General features: G+C 66.2%; 13 protein-coding genes and 1 pseudogene. 5 read left to right on the top strand and 9 right to left on the bottom strand.

What is annotated here, in order from left to right; genetic code table 11:
• Positions 1–58: 58 nt before the first annotated feature.
• The 7 genes from ACTJI6_RS16100 to ACTJI6_RS16070 all read right to left on the bottom strand — a co-directional run bounded on the left by ACTJI6_RS16100 (position 59) and on the right by ACTJI6_RS16070 (position 6,791).
• Positions 59–598 carry a holin family protein gene (locus tag ACTJI6_RS16100; protein ID WP_440802066.1) on the bottom strand — a complete coding sequence of 180 codons (540 nt, stop codon included), beginning with the start codon at positions 596–598 and terminating at the stop codon, positions 59–61.
• On the bottom strand, positions 589–1,200 hold the full coding sequence (locus tag ACTJI6_RS16095; RefSeq protein WP_440802065.1) for a holin-associated N-acetylmuramidase: 612 nt from the start codon (positions 1,198–1,200) through the stop codon (positions 589–591). The genes ACTJI6_RS16100 and ACTJI6_RS16095 overlap by 10 nt, the downstream gene beginning before the upstream one ends.
• 75 nt (positions 1,201–1,275) lie before the next feature.
• A complete protein-coding gene (locus ACTJI6_RS16090) occupies positions 1,276–1,746 on the bottom strand; it encodes a CinA family protein (protein WP_440802062.1) in 471 nt (156 codons plus the stop codon).
• Positions 1,743–2,240 (bottom strand): phosphatidylglycerophosphatase A family protein, encoded by a 498-nt coding sequence (locus ACTJI6_RS16085; protein WP_440802060.1) that lies wholly within the window; start codon positions 2,238–2,240, stop codon positions 1,743–1,745. The genes ACTJI6_RS16090 and ACTJI6_RS16085 overlap by 4 nt, the downstream gene beginning before the upstream one ends.
• 3 nt (positions 2,241–2,243) lie before the next feature.
• On the bottom strand, positions 2,244–3,386 hold the full coding sequence (locus ACTJI6_RS16080) for a bifunctional 2-C-methyl-D-erythritol 4-phosphate cytidylyltransferase/2-C-methyl-D-erythritol 2,4-cyclodiphosphate synthase (RefSeq protein ID WP_440802059.1): 1,143 nt from the start codon (positions 3,384–3,386) through the stop codon (positions 2,244–2,246).
• A complete protein-coding gene (purL, locus tag ACTJI6_RS16075) occupies positions 3,383–5,563 on the bottom strand; it encodes a phosphoribosylformylglycinamidine synthase subunit PurL (protein ID WP_440802057.1) in 2,181 nt (726 codons plus the stop codon). Before purL ends, ACTJI6_RS16080 begins: the two co-directional genes overlap by 4 nt.
• Before the next feature lie 301 nt (positions 5,564–5,864).
• Positions 5,865–6,791: a LysR family transcriptional regulator gene (locus ACTJI6_RS16070; RefSeq protein ID WP_126155557.1), complete on the bottom strand. Its 927-nt coding sequence runs from the start codon at positions 6,789–6,791 to the stop codon at positions 5,865–5,867.
• Between the two features lie 148 nt (positions 6,792–6,939).
• Here ACTJI6_RS16070 and ACTJI6_RS16065 point away from each other — a divergent pair, with 148 nt between their 5' ends.
• The 3 genes from ACTJI6_RS16065 to ccmE all read left to right on the top strand — a co-directional run bounded on the left by ACTJI6_RS16065 (position 6,940) and on the right by ccmE (position 11,699).
• Positions 6,940–10,329, top strand: a complete 3,390-nt coding sequence (locus ACTJI6_RS16065) for an indolepyruvate ferredoxin oxidoreductase family protein (protein ID WP_440802054.1) — start codon at positions 6,940–6,942, stop codon at positions 10,327–10,329.
• A gap of 88 nt (positions 10,330–10,417) precedes the next feature.
• Complete coding sequence (locus tag ACTJI6_RS16060; protein ID WP_440802053.1) at positions 10,418–11,230, top strand: glutamate racemase; 813 nt, start codon at positions 10,418–10,420, stop codon at positions 11,228–11,230.
• 19 nt (positions 11,231–11,249) lie between these two features.
• Complete coding sequence (gene ccmE, locus ACTJI6_RS16055) at positions 11,250–11,699, top strand: cytochrome c maturation protein CcmE (RefSeq protein ID WP_440802119.1); 450 nt, start codon at positions 11,250–11,252, stop codon at positions 11,697–11,699.
• A 96-nt stretch (positions 11,700–11,795) separates the two neighbouring features.
• Here the strand turns inward: ccmE and ACTJI6_RS16050 are convergent, their stop codons facing one another.
• Positions 11,796–12,353, bottom strand: a complete 558-nt coding sequence (locus tag ACTJI6_RS16050) for a TetR/AcrR family transcriptional regulator (RefSeq protein WP_440802051.1) — start codon at positions 12,351–12,353, stop codon at positions 11,796–11,798.
• Positions 12,354–12,438: 85 nt separating this feature from the next.
• Here ACTJI6_RS16050 and ACTJI6_RS16045 point away from each other — a divergent pair, with 85 nt between their 5' ends.
• Together ACTJI6_RS16045 and ACTJI6_RS16040 are read left to right on the top strand one after the other, a co-directional pair.
• Positions 12,439–13,926 (top strand): MFS transporter, encoded by a 1,488-nt coding sequence (locus ACTJI6_RS16045; RefSeq protein ID WP_440802050.1) that lies wholly within the window; start codon positions 12,439–12,441, stop codon positions 13,924–13,926.
• A 31-nt stretch (positions 13,927–13,957) separates the two neighbouring features.
• A complete protein-coding gene (locus tag ACTJI6_RS16040) occupies positions 13,958–15,409 on the top strand; it encodes a TrkH family potassium uptake protein (RefSeq protein ID WP_440802049.1) in 1,452 nt (483 codons plus the stop codon).
• A 455-nt stretch (positions 15,410–15,864) separates the two neighbouring features.
• Here the strand turns inward: ACTJI6_RS16040 and ACTJI6_RS16035 are convergent.
• Positions 15,865–16,625: pseudogene (locus tag ACTJI6_RS16035) on the bottom strand (IS5 family transposase).
• Positions 16,626–16,715: the final 90 nt, after the last annotated feature.

Below are 16,715 nucleotides of genomic sequence, written 5' to 3'. Positions count from 1 at the left end.
AGGGGGGAAAGTCCCCCCTTGGTCGCCGTCATCAGTTTTGCGTGTCGCGCGCTGCGGCCTATTCGCGCAGGGTCGCCACCCAGTCGCGCAGCGCCGCGTTGTCGGCGAAATCGTCGTCGGGACGCTGGGCCGGCACCTGCCCGGTCGATGCCTGCCCCGCCGTCGCCGTGACGCTGGTCTGCACCTGCGCGGCGGGCCAGACGCGGTGGCGGAAATGATGCGCCTCTCGCGCGCCGAAATAGAAGCCGACGATGGCCCCCAGCAGCCACCACAGCGGTTCGGGCACCTGTTGCAGCCCGACCATGCGCAGGCCGAAGCCCTGCGGCTCGACCATGGCATAGACGAACAGGCCCATCGTCCCCAAGGCCAGAAGCGGCCGGGGAAGCCTGTTCAGGCCGTTGACGAAGCTGTCGAAAAAGCCGGGGCGGACGGTCTGGAATTCCTGTCCCAACTGGGTGATGGCGCGGGCATAAGCCTCCTCCTCAAGCTCCATCTTGCGGGTGGCGTTCTGGGTGAAGACCTCGGCCATGCCGGTCGCGGCGCTGCCCAGGGCGGTGACGCCCTGCCCCAGCCCGATGAAGCGGTCGATCATGCCCATTTGGCGGTCCTTTCGCGATGCTCGGCCTCGGTCAGGTGATAGCGGGGGCTGATGAATTCCTCGGCCCGGATGATCCAGCCGCCCTTGCCGCCCGCCTTGCTGCGCGCATATTTGCGGCTGGCCGGGCGCTGATCGGCCAAGGCATAGTAGTAATTTCGCCGGGCGATCCCATAGGCATCGGCCAGGTGATCGGGCGCCGCAGCGGCGGCGTCGCGCGCGGCCGCGACGGTCTGCGGGCCGATCACGCCGTCCGCCGTGGCCGAAAAGCCCATGCGCGCGACCAGCCGTTGCAGGATCTTCACCGCATTGGTCCCGGCGTTCACATACATGTCGAAGACGCTGGCCTGCACCGCCTCGGGCAATTCCGACAGGCGCGGGCGGCGGAAATAGTGTTCGACGAAGATCTGCTGCGCCTGGCCACGGGTCAGCGACCGCACGTCGGTCGCGTCGATGCGCCCGTCGCGGTTCAGATCCAGGCCCAGAGCCTTCATCGTCCCGATGGTCACGCCGAAATTCGTGGCGCCGCCCGGATCGTCCGGGTCGTTCACATAACCGCCCTCGCGCCCGACGATCTGGGCCGCGACTTCCTCAACGCTTGGCATGAATACCCCCGTCCTGAAACCAGGGCGCAAGGGTGGCGGGGGCGCGTTAACGGGCTGTTAACCCGTCGCGCGTTGCTAGCCGCGCAACGCGTCCAGCAGCATCCGCAGCGCGTGGTCCACGGTCGCGGCGCGGATCTGGCTGCGGCCGATGGCGCCGAATTCCACGGTTTCCGTGCGGGTGCCGAAGGGCTGGGCGATGCCGAAGCAGACGCGCCCCTCGGGCTTGTGTTCCGACCCGCCCGGCCCGGCGATCCCTGTCACCGACACCGCGATCCCGGCATCCGAGTTGCGCAGCGCGCCCAGGGCCATTTCCGCCGCGACCTGTTCGCTGACGGCGCCGTGGGCGTCCAGCGTTTCGGCGCGCACGCCCAGCATCTGCCGCTTGGCGGCATTGGAATAGGTGACGAAGCCCCGATCCACAGCGTCCGAGGATCCCGGCACCTCGGTCAGCGCGCCCGCGATCAGCCCGCCGGTGCAGCTTTCGGCGGTGGCGATCATCACGCCGCGCGCGCGGGCGGCATCCAGAACGTCAGAGGCAAGGGTCACAGCATCGGCTCCAGCACGGCATGGTAAAGGCCCGCCAAGGCGACGGACCCGACGCCCGCGAACAGCCCGGCCCACAGGTCGTCCATCATCACGCCCACGGCCCCGCCCTGCCGGTCGGCGCGGCCCACCAGCCAGGGTTTCCAGATGTCGAACAGCCGGAACAGCAGGAAGGGCACGACAAAGCCCGGCCAGGCGTCGAGGATCGAGATCCCGTGCCGCCACAGCGGGATGACGGTAAAGGACATGGCCAGCCACTGGCCCGCCACCTCGTCGATGACGATCCAGGACGGGTCTTCGTCGGTGGTCATGCGCAGCGCCTGCGGCACCGCCCAAAATCCGATCAAGGCGGCAAGAACCGCGCCCAAGGGGATCAGCAGCGCCCCCCCGGCCTGATAGACCAGCACCGCCAGCAGGACGGCGGCGGCGGATCCCCAGGTGCCGGGCGCGGGACGCAGGCGGCCGATGCCGAAAAAGGTGACGATCATCGCGATCATGGGTCAGGCCTTCATCAGCGCGGCGGTGGCGATGGCGGCGATGCCTTCGCGCCGCCCGGTGAAGCCCAGCCGTTCCGAGGTGGTGGCCTTGACGCTGATGCGCGCCGGATCGACGTGCATGATCTGCGCCAGACGTGCCTGCATGGCCTGCGCGTGTGGGCCGATTTTCGGCGCCTCGCAGATCAGCGTCACGTCGGCATTGCCGAAGGTGAACCCCCGTTCGCGGGCCAGGTCGGCCGCATGGGCCAGGAAGATGGCGCTGTCGGCGCCCTTCCATTGCGGATCGCTGGGCGGGAAATGGCGGCCGATATCGCCCTCGGCCAGGGCGCCATAGATGGCGTCGGTCAGGGCGTGCATCCCCACATCGGCGTCGGAATGGCCGACCAGGCCCGCCTCATGCGCGATCCGCACGCCGCAGAGCCAGACGTGGTCGCCCGGCCCGAAGGCGTGAACGTCGTAGCCGTTGCCAAGGCGGATATCCATCGCGACCCCCAGAATGCGTTCGGCCCGCGCGAAATCGGCGGGAAAGGTGATCTTCAGATTGTCCTCGGACCCTGGCGTGATGGCAACCGGGATCCCGGCCTTGAGGGCCAGTTCCACATCGTCGGCGGCGTCGTCCGGGTGCAGGCGATGCGCCTTGGATATTTGGTCCAAGGCAAAGCCCTGCGGGGTCTGTGCGCGGAAAAGACCGTCCCGAGAGGCGGTCCCAGTGACGATGTTGTCCCGTCCGCGCCACAGTGCATCCGTCACCGGCAGCGCCGGGGCGGCAGCCGGCGCACCCCCTTGCAGCGCGTCGACGACGCCCCGGATCACCACATCGCTGACAAGGGGCCGCGCGCCGTCATGGATCAGGACGTGGGTAGCCTGTCCTTGCAGCGCCTCAAGTCCCGCCAAGACGCTGGCGGCCCGAGTCTCGCCTCCGGTGACGATGGTCACGCCGCCTGCGAAACCGGCGACGGCGCGGGCCATGTCGTCGGGATGGACCACCAGCACCACACGGTCGAAGCCCGCGAAGGCGTCCAGGGCGCGGGCCAGGACGCTGCGGCCCGCGAGGTCGCGCCATTGCTTCGGCTCGCCCCCCGCGCGGGTGCCGCGTCCGGCTGCGGTGACGATGGCGGCGTAACCGGCCGGGGCCTTGACCGTCATGCGTGATCCGGCATGTCGCCCCGGATCGCCTTGGCAAAGGCGGTGCGGTAAAGCTGCGACAGGTCCGCCAGATCGCCCACGTCATCGCCCATCTGCACGGCCAGGCCGCCGAAGACGCCCGCTTGCGCGGCGGGAACGCCTGCCGCGTCGGCGGCCTTCAGCAGGGCGTCGGCGCCTTCCGCCGTGCAGGCGACCAGATAGCGGGCCTGGTCCTCTCCGAACAGCTGCGCGATGTCGCCGCTGTCCAGCCGGATGCCGATGCCCGCCGCCTCGGCCATCTCGAAGGCGGCAAGCGCCAGGCCGCCGTCGGACAGGTCGGTCGCCGATGTCACCAGCGCGCGGTTGGCGCGCAGGAATTCGCCATGCTTGCGCTCGGCGGCCAGATCGACAGGGGGGGCGTCGCCTTCCTCGATCCCGAAGGCCTCGGCGGCAAGGGCCGACTGGCCCAGGTGGCCGCGCGTCTCGCCGATGACGACGGCCACGTCGCCTTCCGACGGCAGGCCCGCGATCAGGTTCGACAGGTCGTCGATGAGGCCCACGCCGCCGATGGTGGGCGTGGGCAGGATGCCCTTGCCGTCGGTTTCGTTGTACAGCGACACATTGCCCGACACGATCGGGAAATCCAGCGCCGCGCAGGCTTCTCCGATGCCCTTGATGGCGCCGACAAGCTGGCCCATGATCTCGGGCTTTTCGGGATTGCCGAAGTTCAGGTTGTCGGTGGTGGCCAGCGGCAGCGCGCCCACGGCGGTCAGGTTGCGATAGGCCTCGGCCACGGCCTGCTTGCCGCCCTCGAAGGGGTTCGCCTTGACGTAGCGGGGCGTCACATCGCTGGTAAAGGCCAGCGCCTTGTTCGTGCCGTGGACACGGACCACGCCCGCGCCCATGCCGGGGCGGCGGATCGTGTCGGCGCCGACCTGGGTGTCGTATTGTTCCCAGACCCAGCCCTTGTGGGCATGGTTGGGCGAGCCGATCAGCGCCCGCAGCGCCTTGATGGGCGTGATCGGCGGCAGGATCGGCGCGGGACCGGCGGCAGGGGTTTCCACCCAGGGCCGGTCGTATTCCGGCGCGCTGGAGGACAGCTTGGACAGCGGCAGGTCGGCCTTGACCTCATTGCCATGCAGGATCAGGAAGCGGTCCTCGGCGATGGTCTCGCCCACGATGGCGAAATCCAGATCCCATTTCTCGAAGATCGCGCGGGCTTCGGCCTCTTTCTCGGGCTTCAGCACCATCAGCATCCGTTCCTGGGATTCCGACAGCATCATCTCATAGGCCGTCATGGCGGTTTCGCGCTGCGGCACGGCGTCGAGGATCAGCTTGATGCCCAGCCCGCCCTTGTCGCCCATCTCGACCGCCGAACAGGTCAGCCCGGCCGCGCCCATATCCTGGATCGAAATGACGGAATCCGTCTGCATCAGTTCCAGGCAGGCTTCCAGCAGGCATTTCTCGGTGAAGGGGTCGCCCACCTGCACCGTGGGACGCTTTTCCTCGATGGAGTCGTCGAACTCGGCCGATGCCATGGTTGCGCCGCCCACCCCGTCGCGGCCGGTCTTGGCGCCCAGATAGACGACCGGCATCCCGATCCCCGAGGCCGCCGAATAGAAAATCTTGTCCGCATCGGCCAGACCCGCCGCGAAGGCGTTGACCAGGCAGTTGCCGTCATAGCTGCGGTGGAAGCGCACCTCTCCGCCCACGTTCGGGACGCCGAAAGCGTTGCCATAGGCGCCGATGCCCTCGACCACGCCCTTGACCAGATGCGGGGTCTTGGGATGTTCGGGGCGGCCGAAGGACAGCGCGTCCATGGCGGCGATGGGCCGCGCGCCCATGGTGAACACGTCGCGCAGGATGCCGCCCACGCCGGTCGCGGCGCCCTGGTGCGGCTCGATATAGGAGGGGTGGTTGTGGCTTTCCATCTTGAAGACCACCGCCTGGCCGTCGCCGATGTCCACCACGCCCGCGTTTTCACCGGGGCCGCAGATCACCTGCGGGCCGGTCGTCGGCAGGGTGCGCAGCCATTTCTTGGACGATTTATAAGAGCAATGCTCGTTCCACATCGCCGAGAAGATGCCCAGTTCGGTGAACGTGGGTTCGCGCCCGATGATGTCCAGGATCCGGTCGTATTCGTCGGGCTTCAGCCCGTGCGCGGCGATCAGGTCGGGGGTGATCGTCGGTTCCTGCATCGTGGTGCCTTCCTGCCGAGGTTTCCCGGCCTTTTATGGCCAGATGCCGCGCATGGGAAGGCCCGCCCGAGGCCCGCCCCCGAGGCACGGCCAAAAAAAAGCCGGGCACGAGGCCCGGCCTAAGTCCAACAGGGAGGTAGAAGGTGATGAGCGATTACGCTGACCATCGCCTTCGACGCTTGATTTATGGGCAGGTTGTTAACGGTTCAAGACCAATGGCACCGCCCCGCCCGCATAGCCGCCATGCAGTGGCGGAATGGCGACACGCGGAAGTTGCAGATATGTCGCGCGACTTGCGACCTTAGTCGGTCGCGGCGGCCTCGGACAGCAGCAGGGCTTCGCTCTGGCGGCGGCGGAAGGCCTGGATTTCCTCCAGCACGAAATCGCGGAACACGGTCACGCGGCGGGTTTGGCGCAGTTCCTCGGGATAGGCCAGGAACACCGGCACCTCGCCCGAATCCAGATTCGGCAGCACCCGCACCAGCCGCTTGTGGTCGGCAGTCAGGTAATCGGGCAGCACGCCGATCCCCAGATTGGCCAGAACGGCTTGCAGGACGCCGAAATAGTTGTTGACCGTCAGCGTCGATCCGATGTTCTGGGCCATGATTTCCTGCACCAGCCGCGCGCCCGCCGCGACCTGGGGTTGGTCGGGCTTCTGGCAGATCAGCCGATAGGGCGACAGGTCGGCGATGGTTTCCGGCACGCCCGCCTTGTCCAGATATTCCTGGGTCGCATAAAGGCGCATCCGCACGGAGAGCAGGCGACGGCGGATCAGATCGGACTGGCTGGGTTCCTTCATGCGGATCGCCACGTCGGCCTCGCGCATGGGCAGATCCAGCACCCGTTCCTCCAGCATCAGGTCGATCTTCAGGTCGGGATACTTGTCGTACAGCTTGACCAGCTTGGGCGCCAGCCACAGCGTGCCGAAGCCGACCGTGGCCGTCACCTTCAATTCGCCGAAGACATGCTGTTCACTGTCGCGGATTCGCGCCGAGGCTGTGTCCAGCTTGCGCGCCATCGAGGAGGTCGCCTCGAACAGCAGTTCGCCCTGCTCGGTCAGAATCAGTCCGCGCGCGTGGCGATGGAACAGGGTGGTTCCCAGCGATTCCTCCAGGGCGCGAATCTGCCGGCTGACCGCCGATTGCGACAGATGCAGCGTGTCGCCGGCATGGGTCAGGCTGCCCGCATCGGCAACCGCGTGAAATATTCTGAGCTTGTCCCAGTCCATGCTGTTACAATCCTGCCGTGCCTGCCATGCAATTTTTGCAGACCTATCCTGAATGCAGCATTCCGGCAAGCGAAAGCCGCACACGCACATTTTCCTTCGTCGGTCAGCAAACCTGACCTATAATGCGGGTGGTGGAGGAGACGTTTCAATGAGCAAGCAAGAATTCTCGCTAGCCGACCGCTTTGACCTGACCAAGCCGCAGGTGCTGCTGAACGGCACTCAGGCCCTGGTGCGGCTGATGCTGATGCAGGCGGCGCGCGACAAGGCGGCGGGGCTGGACACGGCGGGGTTCGTGACCGGCTATCGCGGATCGCCGCTGGGGGGCGTCGATCTGGCGATGATGCGCGAAAGCAAGCGGCTGTCCGCATCGAACATCCTGTTCCAGCCCGGCCTGAACGAGGATCTGGCCGCGACCGCCATCTGGGGCAGCCAGCAGGCGGAACTGCGCGGCGAGGGCAAATACGACGGCGTCTTCGCGCTGTGGTATGGCAAGGGGCCGGGCGTGGACCGTTCCGGCGACGTGATGCGCCACGCCAACATGGCGGGGACATCGCCTCATGGCGGCGTCGTGATGGCGATGGGCGATGACCATACCGGCGAAAGCAGTTCCGTGCTGCACCAGTCGGACTGGGCGATGATCGACCGCTATATCCCGGTGCTGTCGCCTGCCGGGGTGCAGGAGATCCTGGATTACGGGCTGTATGCCTTTGCCCTGTCGCGCTTCGCGGGGGTCTGGACCGGCCTCAAGACCATGAAGGACACGGTCGAGGCGACCAGCGTCGTGAACGGCGATCCGTTCCGGCTGTCCTTCGTGACGCCCGACTTCCAGATGCCCGAGGGCGGGCTGAACATCCGCCTGCACGACACGCCCGTCGCGTCCGAGGCGCGGATGATCGACTATAAACGCTGGGCGGCCGAGGCGTTTTCGCGCGCCAACAAGATCGACCACAAGGTCTGGGGCAAGCCCGGCGCCAAGATCGGTTTCGTGGCGGCGGGCAAGAACTGGCTGGATCTGGTCCACGCCCTGTCCCTGCTGGGCATCGACGAATCCGAGGCCGAACGGCTGGGCCTGACCACCTACAAGGTCGGGCAGACCTGGCCCTTGGACATGAAGTCCTTCCAGGAATGGTCGGAAACGCTGGAACTGATCGTCTGCGTCGAGGAAAAGCGCAAGCTGATCGAGGTTCAGTTGAAGGAAGCGATCTTCGACAACCGCCACGGCCGCCGCGTCCACGGCTGGAAGCACGACCGCACCGGCGCCGAACTGTTCCCGACCCGATACGCCCTGGATCCGGTGATGATCGCCCAGAAGATCGGCGAGATCCTGATCGAGGAAGGCCGCGGCACCGACCACATCAAGGCCGGGCTGACCCGCCTGTCCGAGGTGCGTCGCGCCGACAATGCGCCCGAAATCGCCACCCGCACGCCCTGGTTCTGTTCGGGCTGCCCGCACAACAGTTCGACCAAGCTGCCCGAGGGCAGCCGCGCCTATGCGGGCATCGGCTGCCATTACATGGTGCAGTGGATGGACCGCGAAACCACCGGCTTCACCCATATGGGCGGCGAGGGGGTGAACTGGGTGGGCGAGGCCCCGTTCAGCAAAAGAAAGCATGTGTTCCAGAACCTGGGCGACGGCACCTACAACCATTCCGGGTCTCTGGCGATCCGCGCGGCCATCGCGGCGGGCACCACCATCACCTACAAGATCCTGTTCAACGATGCCGTGGCGATGACCGGCGGCCAGCCGAACGAGGGCGGGCTGACGGCCCAGCAGATCGCCGAGGAACTGGTCGCGATGGGCGTGAAGCCCCTGGTCGTCGTCTATGACGAAAAGGAAGACATCGACCGCAAGCAGTTCCCGGCGGGCCTGCGCTTCGAGGAACGGGCCGAGTTGATGACCGTGCAGCGTGAACTGGCGGAAACCCAGGGCGTCAGCGCGATCCTCTATATCCAGACCTGTGCCGCCGAGAAACGCCGCCGCCGCAAGCGCGGCACCTTCCCCGATCCCGACCGCCGCGTCTGGATCAACCCCGAGGTCTGCGAGGGCTGCGGCGATTGCGGCGTCCAGTCGAACTGCGTGTCGATCGTGCCGCTGGACACCGAACTGGGCCGCAAGCGCCAGATCGACCAGTCGTCCTGCAACAAGGACTATTCCTGCCTCAAGGGCTTCTGCCCCAGCTTCGTCACCGTCCAGGGCGGCAAGCTGAGGAAACCCCAGGCCGAATCCTTCGACATCCCCGACCTGCCAAGCCCCGCCCTGCCCGCGATCACCGGCACCCATAACGTCGTCATCACCGGCGTCGGCGGCACCGGGGTTGTGACCCTGGGCGCGGTGCTGGCCCAGGCCGCCCATATCGACGGCAAGGGCGCGGGCATGATGGAGATGGCGGGCCTAGCCCAGAAGGGCGGCGCGGTCCATATCCACCTGCGCCTGGCGAACCGCCCCGAGGACATCAGCGCCATCCGCGTCGCCGTGGGCGAGGCCGACTGCATCATCGGCGGCGATCTGGTGGTCACGGCGGGCGCCAAGACCATCGGGCTGATGACCACGGGCCGCACCGGCGCGGTGGTCAACGATCACGAAATCATCACCGGCGATTTCACCCGCCTGCGCGATTTCCGCGTGCCCTCGGACCAGTTGAAGGTCGCGCTCCAGGCGCGGCTGCGCGACCGCGTGGCGTTCTTCGACGCCAACGACCTGGCGCTGCGGCTGCTGGGCGATTCGATCTATGCCAATATGCTGGTCTTGGGCGCGGCCTGGCAGCAGGGCCTGCTGCCGCTGTCGCTGGAGGCCATCATGCAAGCCATCGAGCTGAACGGCGCCAAGGTCGCGGAAAACCAGCGCGCCTTCCTTATCGGCCGCTGGGCCATGGCCTTTCCCGACCAGACCCGCAAACCGGCCGAGCTGACGCAGCTTCCCCCGGACCCGGTGGCCTATCGCCAGGCGCGGCTGGTGGACTATCAGGGCAAGCGCCTGGCCCGGCGCTTCCGCAAGCTGGTCGATGCCGCCCCTGCCCCGCTGCGGGAAAGCGTCGCGCGCGGCTATTACAAGCTTCTGGCCTACAAGGACGAATACGAGGTCGCGCGGCTGCACCTGACCACCGCCGAGCAGATCGCCGCGCAGTGGGAGGGTGAGACGAAGCTGACCCTGCACCTCGCCCCGCCGATCCTGCCCGGCAAGGATGCCGACGGGCGCCCGAAAAAACGCGAATACGGCGAATGGATGCTGGGGGCCTTCAAGGTTCTGGCGCGGCTGAAAGTCCTGCGCGGCACGCCCTTCGACCCCTTCGGCTATACGGCCGAGCGCCGCCACGAACGCGCCGCGATCCGCGAATACGAATCCGACATGCGCGAGGTTCTGGCGCGTGTCACCGACGCCACGATGCCCATCGCCATCGAGCTTGCGGAACTGCCCCTGACCGTGCGCGGCTATGGCCCGGTCAAGGAACAGGCCGCGGCGCAGGCGGCCGCCCGGCGGGCCGAACTGCTGGCGCAATTCCGCAGCGGCCAGGCGCCCTTGCAGCAGGCCGCCGAATGACGACTTTGGTCGGCGACCTGATCTAAGTCATTCCAAACCGTCGCGATGCGCCTTAAAACGGGCGTCGCGACAGGCGGGGAATGGCATCATGGCGGTAGGCGTTTTCGATTCGGGTCTTGGCGGGCTGACGGTCCATCAGGCCATCGCCGCCCGGCTGCCCGACCTGCCGCTGGTCTATCTGGGCGACAACAGCCACACGCCCTATGGCACGCGCACCGCCGACGACATCTTCGACCTGACCTGCGCGGGCGTGGAACGGCTGTGGCAGGAAGGCTGCGACCTGGTGATCCTGGCCTGCAACACCGCCAGCGCCGCCGCGCTGAAGCGGATGCAGGAAACCTGGCTGCCCGCCGACAAGCGCGTGCTGGGCGTCTTCGTGCCGATGATCGAGGCGCTAACCGAACGCCGCTGGGGCGACAATTCGCCGCCCCGAGAGGTCGCGGTCAAGCATGTCGCCCTGTTCGCCACCCCCGCCACCGTCGCCAGCCGCGCCTTCCAGCGGGAACTGGCCTTCCGCGCGGTCGGCGTCGATGTCGAGGCGCAGCCTTGCGGCGGCGTGGTCGATGCCATTGAAATGGGCGACGAAATCCTGGCCGAGGCGCTTGTGGTATCCCATGTCGAGGCGCTGCTGCGCCGGATGCCCCATCCCGAGGCGGCGATCCTGGGCTGCACCCATTACCCGCTGGTTCAGGACGCGTTCCAGAAGGCGCTTGGCCCGAACGTCAAGGTTTTCAGCCAGGCGGGGCTGGTCGCCGAAAGCCTGGCGGACTATCTGAAACGCAGGCCGGAATTCCTGGGATCGGGGACGGATTCGAAACATCTGACGACCGGCGACCCGGTTCGCGTGTCGGGCAAGGCCACGCAGTTCCTGCGCCGCCCGATCCGCTTCGAGGCAGCATGAGGTTATCGCCATGGCAGGCATGAAATCCCTGAAGAAACGCCGCCGCATCCAGGTGATCGTCGCGGCCGCCGTGGCCCTGGTGATCGCGGTCGGGCTGATCGGATACGGCTTTCGCGACGGCATCAACCTGTACCGCTCGCCCATGCAGCTGGCCGAGACCGCGCCCGATCCCGACGAATATTTCCAGCTGGGCGGGCTGGTGAAGGAAGGCTCGATCGTCAACCGCGACGGGGTAGAGTTCGATTTCGTCATCACCGACGGCGCGGCGGAAATTCCCGTCAGCTATGTCGGCCGCGACCCGCGTCCCGACCTGTTCACGGAAGGCCAGGGCACCATCGCCAAGGGATATTATCGCAACGGCCGCTTCGAGGCCCGCGATCTGCTGGCCAAGCATGACGAGACCTATATGCCGAAAGAGGTCATGGACACGCTGAAGGAAACCGGCGTGTATCAGGATCCGAACAGCTAGGGCGACATCGGCGGGGCGGACGCTGGCCGGGCGTTGAAGGCCCGGCGGTTTGCGACGGAAGGCGCATCGTTCGGCGAAGGCGAGGGCCTTCGCGCGTCAACTGTCAGGACAGCCATCGCTGTCCAACAACCCGCCGATATCCGCGAACACCGCCTGCCATTCCGCATCCTCCAGCGGCATGAAGCGCAGGAAATGCAGCAGGAACGCCCCTTCGCAGGCCAGGAAGGCCAGCCGCGCGCGACGTCCCTGGGGCGTCTCGACATCCAACCCCGCCAAGCGGTCGCGATACCAGTCCTGGGTCGAGGCCAAGTGTTCAGGGGTCTGCATCAGCCCGGCCATCAGGCTGGCGGCCTTGGTCATCGACACCTCGTCCGCTTGGCGCGTTGCGGCGACATGGGCGCGCAGCCGCTGCCCCGGATCGGCGCCCGGACCGGCGAGTGCGTCGAATTTCGCGTCATAGTCGCGGTTCCAGCGCGTGAACATCGCGTCGATGATGTCGTCCTTGGTCCCGAAGGCGTATTGCACCCCGCCCTTGGTGATCCCGCAGGCGCGGGCCAGCGCGTCGATGGTCAGCGCCGAGGCTCCCTGGTTGCGGACGATCTCCTCGGCCGCGTCCAGCAGCTTTTCGCGGTCGATGCTGCGCGGTCTTGCCATGTCGCCCCTTCCGTTTCCATACGATCGTATTTAAACTGACCGCCTGCGACTCGCCACCCCGTCGCGCTTCATTTTCAGGTGAGACATGACCGCCCGTTCCCCCTGGCTTGTGCTGGCCATCGTATCGACCGCGCTGTTCCTGATCGTCATCGACATGACGGTGCTCTATACGGCGCTGCCGACATTGACGCGCGACCTGGACGCCTCGGCCACGGAGAAGCTGTGGATCGTCAATGCCTATTCGCTGGTGGTGGCCGGTCTGCTGCCGGGCGCGGGGGCGCTTGGCGACCGCTTCGGGCATCGGCGGATGTTCATGATCGGGCTGGTGATCTTCGGGCTGGCCTCGCTGGCGGCAGGGTTCGCGCCGTCCTCGGCGATGTTGATCGCGGCGCGCGCGGCCCTGGCGGTGGGCGCCGCGGCGATGATGCCCGCCACGCTGTCGATCATCCGCCACAGCTTCGACGACCCCGATCAGCGCGCCCTGGCCATCGGCATCTGGGCGGCGGTGGCATCCGGCGGGGCGGCGCTTGGCCCGGTGATCGGCGGCGCGCTGTTGCAGCATTTCCACTGGGGCGCGGTATTCCTGATCAACCTGCCGGTGGTCCTGGCAGCGCTGCCGCTGACGCTGGCCTTCGTCCCCAGGGGCCAGGCCCACGGGCACCATCCCTTCGATCCGGTCGGATCGGTGCAGGCCCTGGTCGGGCTGGTCGGGCTGACGCTGGCGATCAAGGAAATCGCCAAGCCCGATCCTTCGGTCCTGGTGCTGGTCCTGTCCGCGACGGTGGGCGCGGCGGCCCTGGCGCTGTTCCTGCGCCGCCTTCGCCGCAGCGCCAGCCCGATGATCGACCTGACGCTGTTCCGCGACCCGCGCTTTTCGGGCGGCGTGATCGGGGCCGTCGTGTCCGCCGCAACGCTGCTGGGGGTCGAACTGGTCATCACGCAGCGCCTGCAACTGGTCCAGGGGATGACGCCGCTGCAAGCCGGGCTGTTCATCCTGCCTATCCCGCTGGCGGCTTTCGTGGCGGGGCCGGTCGCGGGCCTCCTGCTGGGCCGGATCGGCGCGGGCGTCCTGCTGTCCGCGACACTGGCGATCAGCGGGGCGGGCATCCTGATCTATTGGGCGGGTTTCGGCCAGACCTGGGTCGAGCTTGCGAGCTTCGCCATCATGGGCGCGGGCATCGGGGCGGCGATGACGGCGGCATCGTCCGCGATCATGCTGAACGCGCCCGCCGACCGGGCGGGCATGGCCGCCTCGGTCGAGGAAGTGTCCTATGAACTGGGCGGCGCGCTTGGCATCGCCATGCTGGGCAGCCTGATGGCGGGCGTCTACAGCGCCAGCTTCGCGGCAGCAGGCGGATCGGGGGCGCAGGCGCGGGATTCCCTGGACGGCGCCCTGGCCCTGGCCGCGACCCTGCCCGCGCCCCAGGCGGACACCCTGCTGGCCCTTGCCAATGCCGCCTTCGACCGCGCCACGGGCTCGGTGGCCCTTGCGGCGGGACTGGTGCTGCTGGGGGCAGCCTTGTGGATCGGCCGCATCAACCGCGCGGGCAGGACGATCCAGCAGAGCGCTTGACGCCCGGCAGGGCGCGGGGCAAGCAATCCCCATGATCGACCTCCGCCCCGTGGCCCATCCGATCGGCAAGATCATCGTGACCCTGGGGGTTTCGATGCTGTCGCCGATGCTGGTGGACTGGTGGCACGGCGATCCGCATTGGGTCGTCTTTCTGCAATGCGCGGCGCTGACCACCGTCGCGGGCACGCTGGTCTCGGTCGCGACCTGGGGCGATTACAAAAGCCTGTCGATCCAGCAGGCCTTCCTGCTGACCTCGGGCCTGTGGGCGGTGCTGCCGGTCTTCGGCGCCCTGCCCTTCATGCTGGGTCAGCCCGACGCCAGCTTCACCGACGCCTATTTCGAGGCGATGTCGGGCGTCACCACCACCGGCACCACCGCCTTTCCCGAACTGGACGGCCTGCCCCGCGGCACCCATCTGTGGCGCGCCATCCTGCACTGGATCGGCGGCTTGGGGATCGTCGTCGTCGCCATGGTGTTCCTGCCGATCATGAAGGTCGGCGGGATGCAGTTCTTCCGGTCCGAGGGCTTCGACACCCTGGGCAAGATCATGCCCCGCGCCGGAGAGATCGCGGCCGAGATGACGCGGATCTACATCATGCTGACCGGCTTCTGCACGATCACCTATCTGCTGCTGGGCATGAACGGCTTCGACGCCATCGTGCAAGCCTTCGGCACGGTGTCCACCGGGGGGTTTTCCAATTACGACGCCAGCTTCGGAGCTTTCCTGGGTCCGCTGGAATGGGCGGCGTCGTTCTTCATGATCCTGGCCTCGATCCCCTTCATCCGGCTGGTCCAGGGGATGCGGGGGGATTTCACGCCGATCTGGCGGGATCTGCAAATCCGCGCCTATCTGCGCTGGATCTTCTATGCCTGCGCGATCATCGTCGCCTATCGCGTGATCTTCCTGCGCCATCAGGGCAACATCGTCGACATCACGCGCGAGACGGTGTTCAACACGATCTCGACCTTTTCGGGCACCGGGTTCTTTTCCACGGACGTGATGACCTGGGGCCACCTGCCCATCGCCATCCTGATCATCTGCGGGCTGATCGGCGGCTGCACCGGCTCGACCGCCTGTTCGGTCAAGGTGTTCCGCTATCTGGTGCTGTTCCAGGCTGTGCGCGCGCAGTTGCGCCGGATGCATTCGCCCCACCGCGTCTATGCCCTGCGCTATGAAGGCCGCCCGCTGGACCAGGACGTGATCGATTCCGTGATGGCCTTCTTCACGCTGTTCATGCTGACCTTCGGGCTGCTGATCGTGGGCCTGTCGCTGACGGGCCTGCACCCCCGCACAGCCCTGACCGGTGCCTGGACCGCCATCGCCAATATCGGCCCCGTCTGGGGACCGGAGATCACCGCCAACGGTTCGGTCGCCGAATTTCCCGAAGCCGCCAAATGGCTGATGACGCTGGGCATGTATCTGGGCCGGCTGGAACTGGTGTCGGTGCTGGTCCTGCTGCTGCCGCGGTTCTGGCGGGGCTAGGGGTTCGCCGTTTTTGAACCTTGTGCGGACGGTCAGTGGTCGAGAACTTCCATCATAGAATGTCGTGTTCCTCGAAGTCTCACCTACTTTTCCGGGCAATGTTCCAAGCCGCCTTGATTGCTAAGGCTACTGAAAAGAAAAACATGATCATGTTAATGATTCGCATCCGGCCAATGACCCCATGATCAATTGCCAAGAATGATGCAAATATTGCAGTAAGTAGAAGCGTTATCAGGAGATTATATTTAACCAAGCTTCCCCTTGCCCTGGCTACTATCGTATTTTGTTTCCCGAGGATCTTCTTCTGAAAAATTAGACACAAAACTTCGTAGATCAGAAAGCAAACGGAACCAAATAACAGAGCGAAAGTGACATTTCGGAACGGTTGCACAGTATTGCTATCAATTTCTAAGAGCGAAGCGAAAAATAAGGACAGCAATATCCCAATCACTAGGTCATGTTGACAAATGGCGGAGCCAGAGGCGGATCGACGTGATGTCGATGAAGCCCAGGAAGCTTTCGGCGGTCTTGTCGTAGCGGGTGGCGACGCGACGGGCATTCTTGAGCTTGTTGAAGCACCGCTCAACGAGATTGCGCAGGCGGTAGAGCCTGCGGTCAACGGCGACCCGTAGCTTCCGGGTTTTGCGCATGGGGATGACCGGCACCACGTCGCGCACCTCCATGGTCTTGCGGATGTTGTCGGAGTCGTAGCCGCGGTCTGCGAGCAGAACGCTTGGCTCGGGCAGGTTGTCAGCCATGACCAGATCGAAGCCGAGGTAGTCCGATGTCTGCCCGGCCGTGATCTCGGTTCTCATGGGCAGGCCTGCCGCATTGACCCGCAGATGGATCTTGGTCGTGAAGCCACCTCGCGAGCGGCCGAAACCTTGGCGCGGAGTCCCCCTTTTGCGCCCGCTGCCTGATGATGAGCGCGAACCACGGTGCTGTCGATCATCTGCAGCGCATCCGGCACGATCCGGCTCTCGTTCAGCGCCTCCAGGATCTGTTCCCACAGCCCCGCCAACGTCCAGCGCCGGAACTGCCGATAGACAGACGACCATTTGCCGAACTCTTCCGGCAGGTCGCGCCAGGGCGACCCCGTTCGGGCGATCCAGAAAATCCCATCCAGAACAAGCCGATGGTTCGTGGGCTTGCGGCCGTTCGGAGAACGGACAGCCAGGATGAAGCGTTCAAAGAACGCCCACTCGTCGTTCGACATCAGGTTTCGTGCCACGCTGGTCTCCATTGCAGATACCAGCTTGAATCACGATCACCGCGCCCGGTGAATCCCTTTTGTCAACACGCCCTA

Origin of the sequence: Paracoccus sp. 22332 (assembly GCF_052045125.1) — a bacterium.
Taxonomy (GTDB): Bacteria; Pseudomonadota; Alphaproteobacteria; order Rhodobacterales; family Rhodobacteraceae; genus Paracoccus; species Paracoccus haematequi_A.
This window is presented reverse-complemented; position numbering and strand designations above follow the sequence as displayed.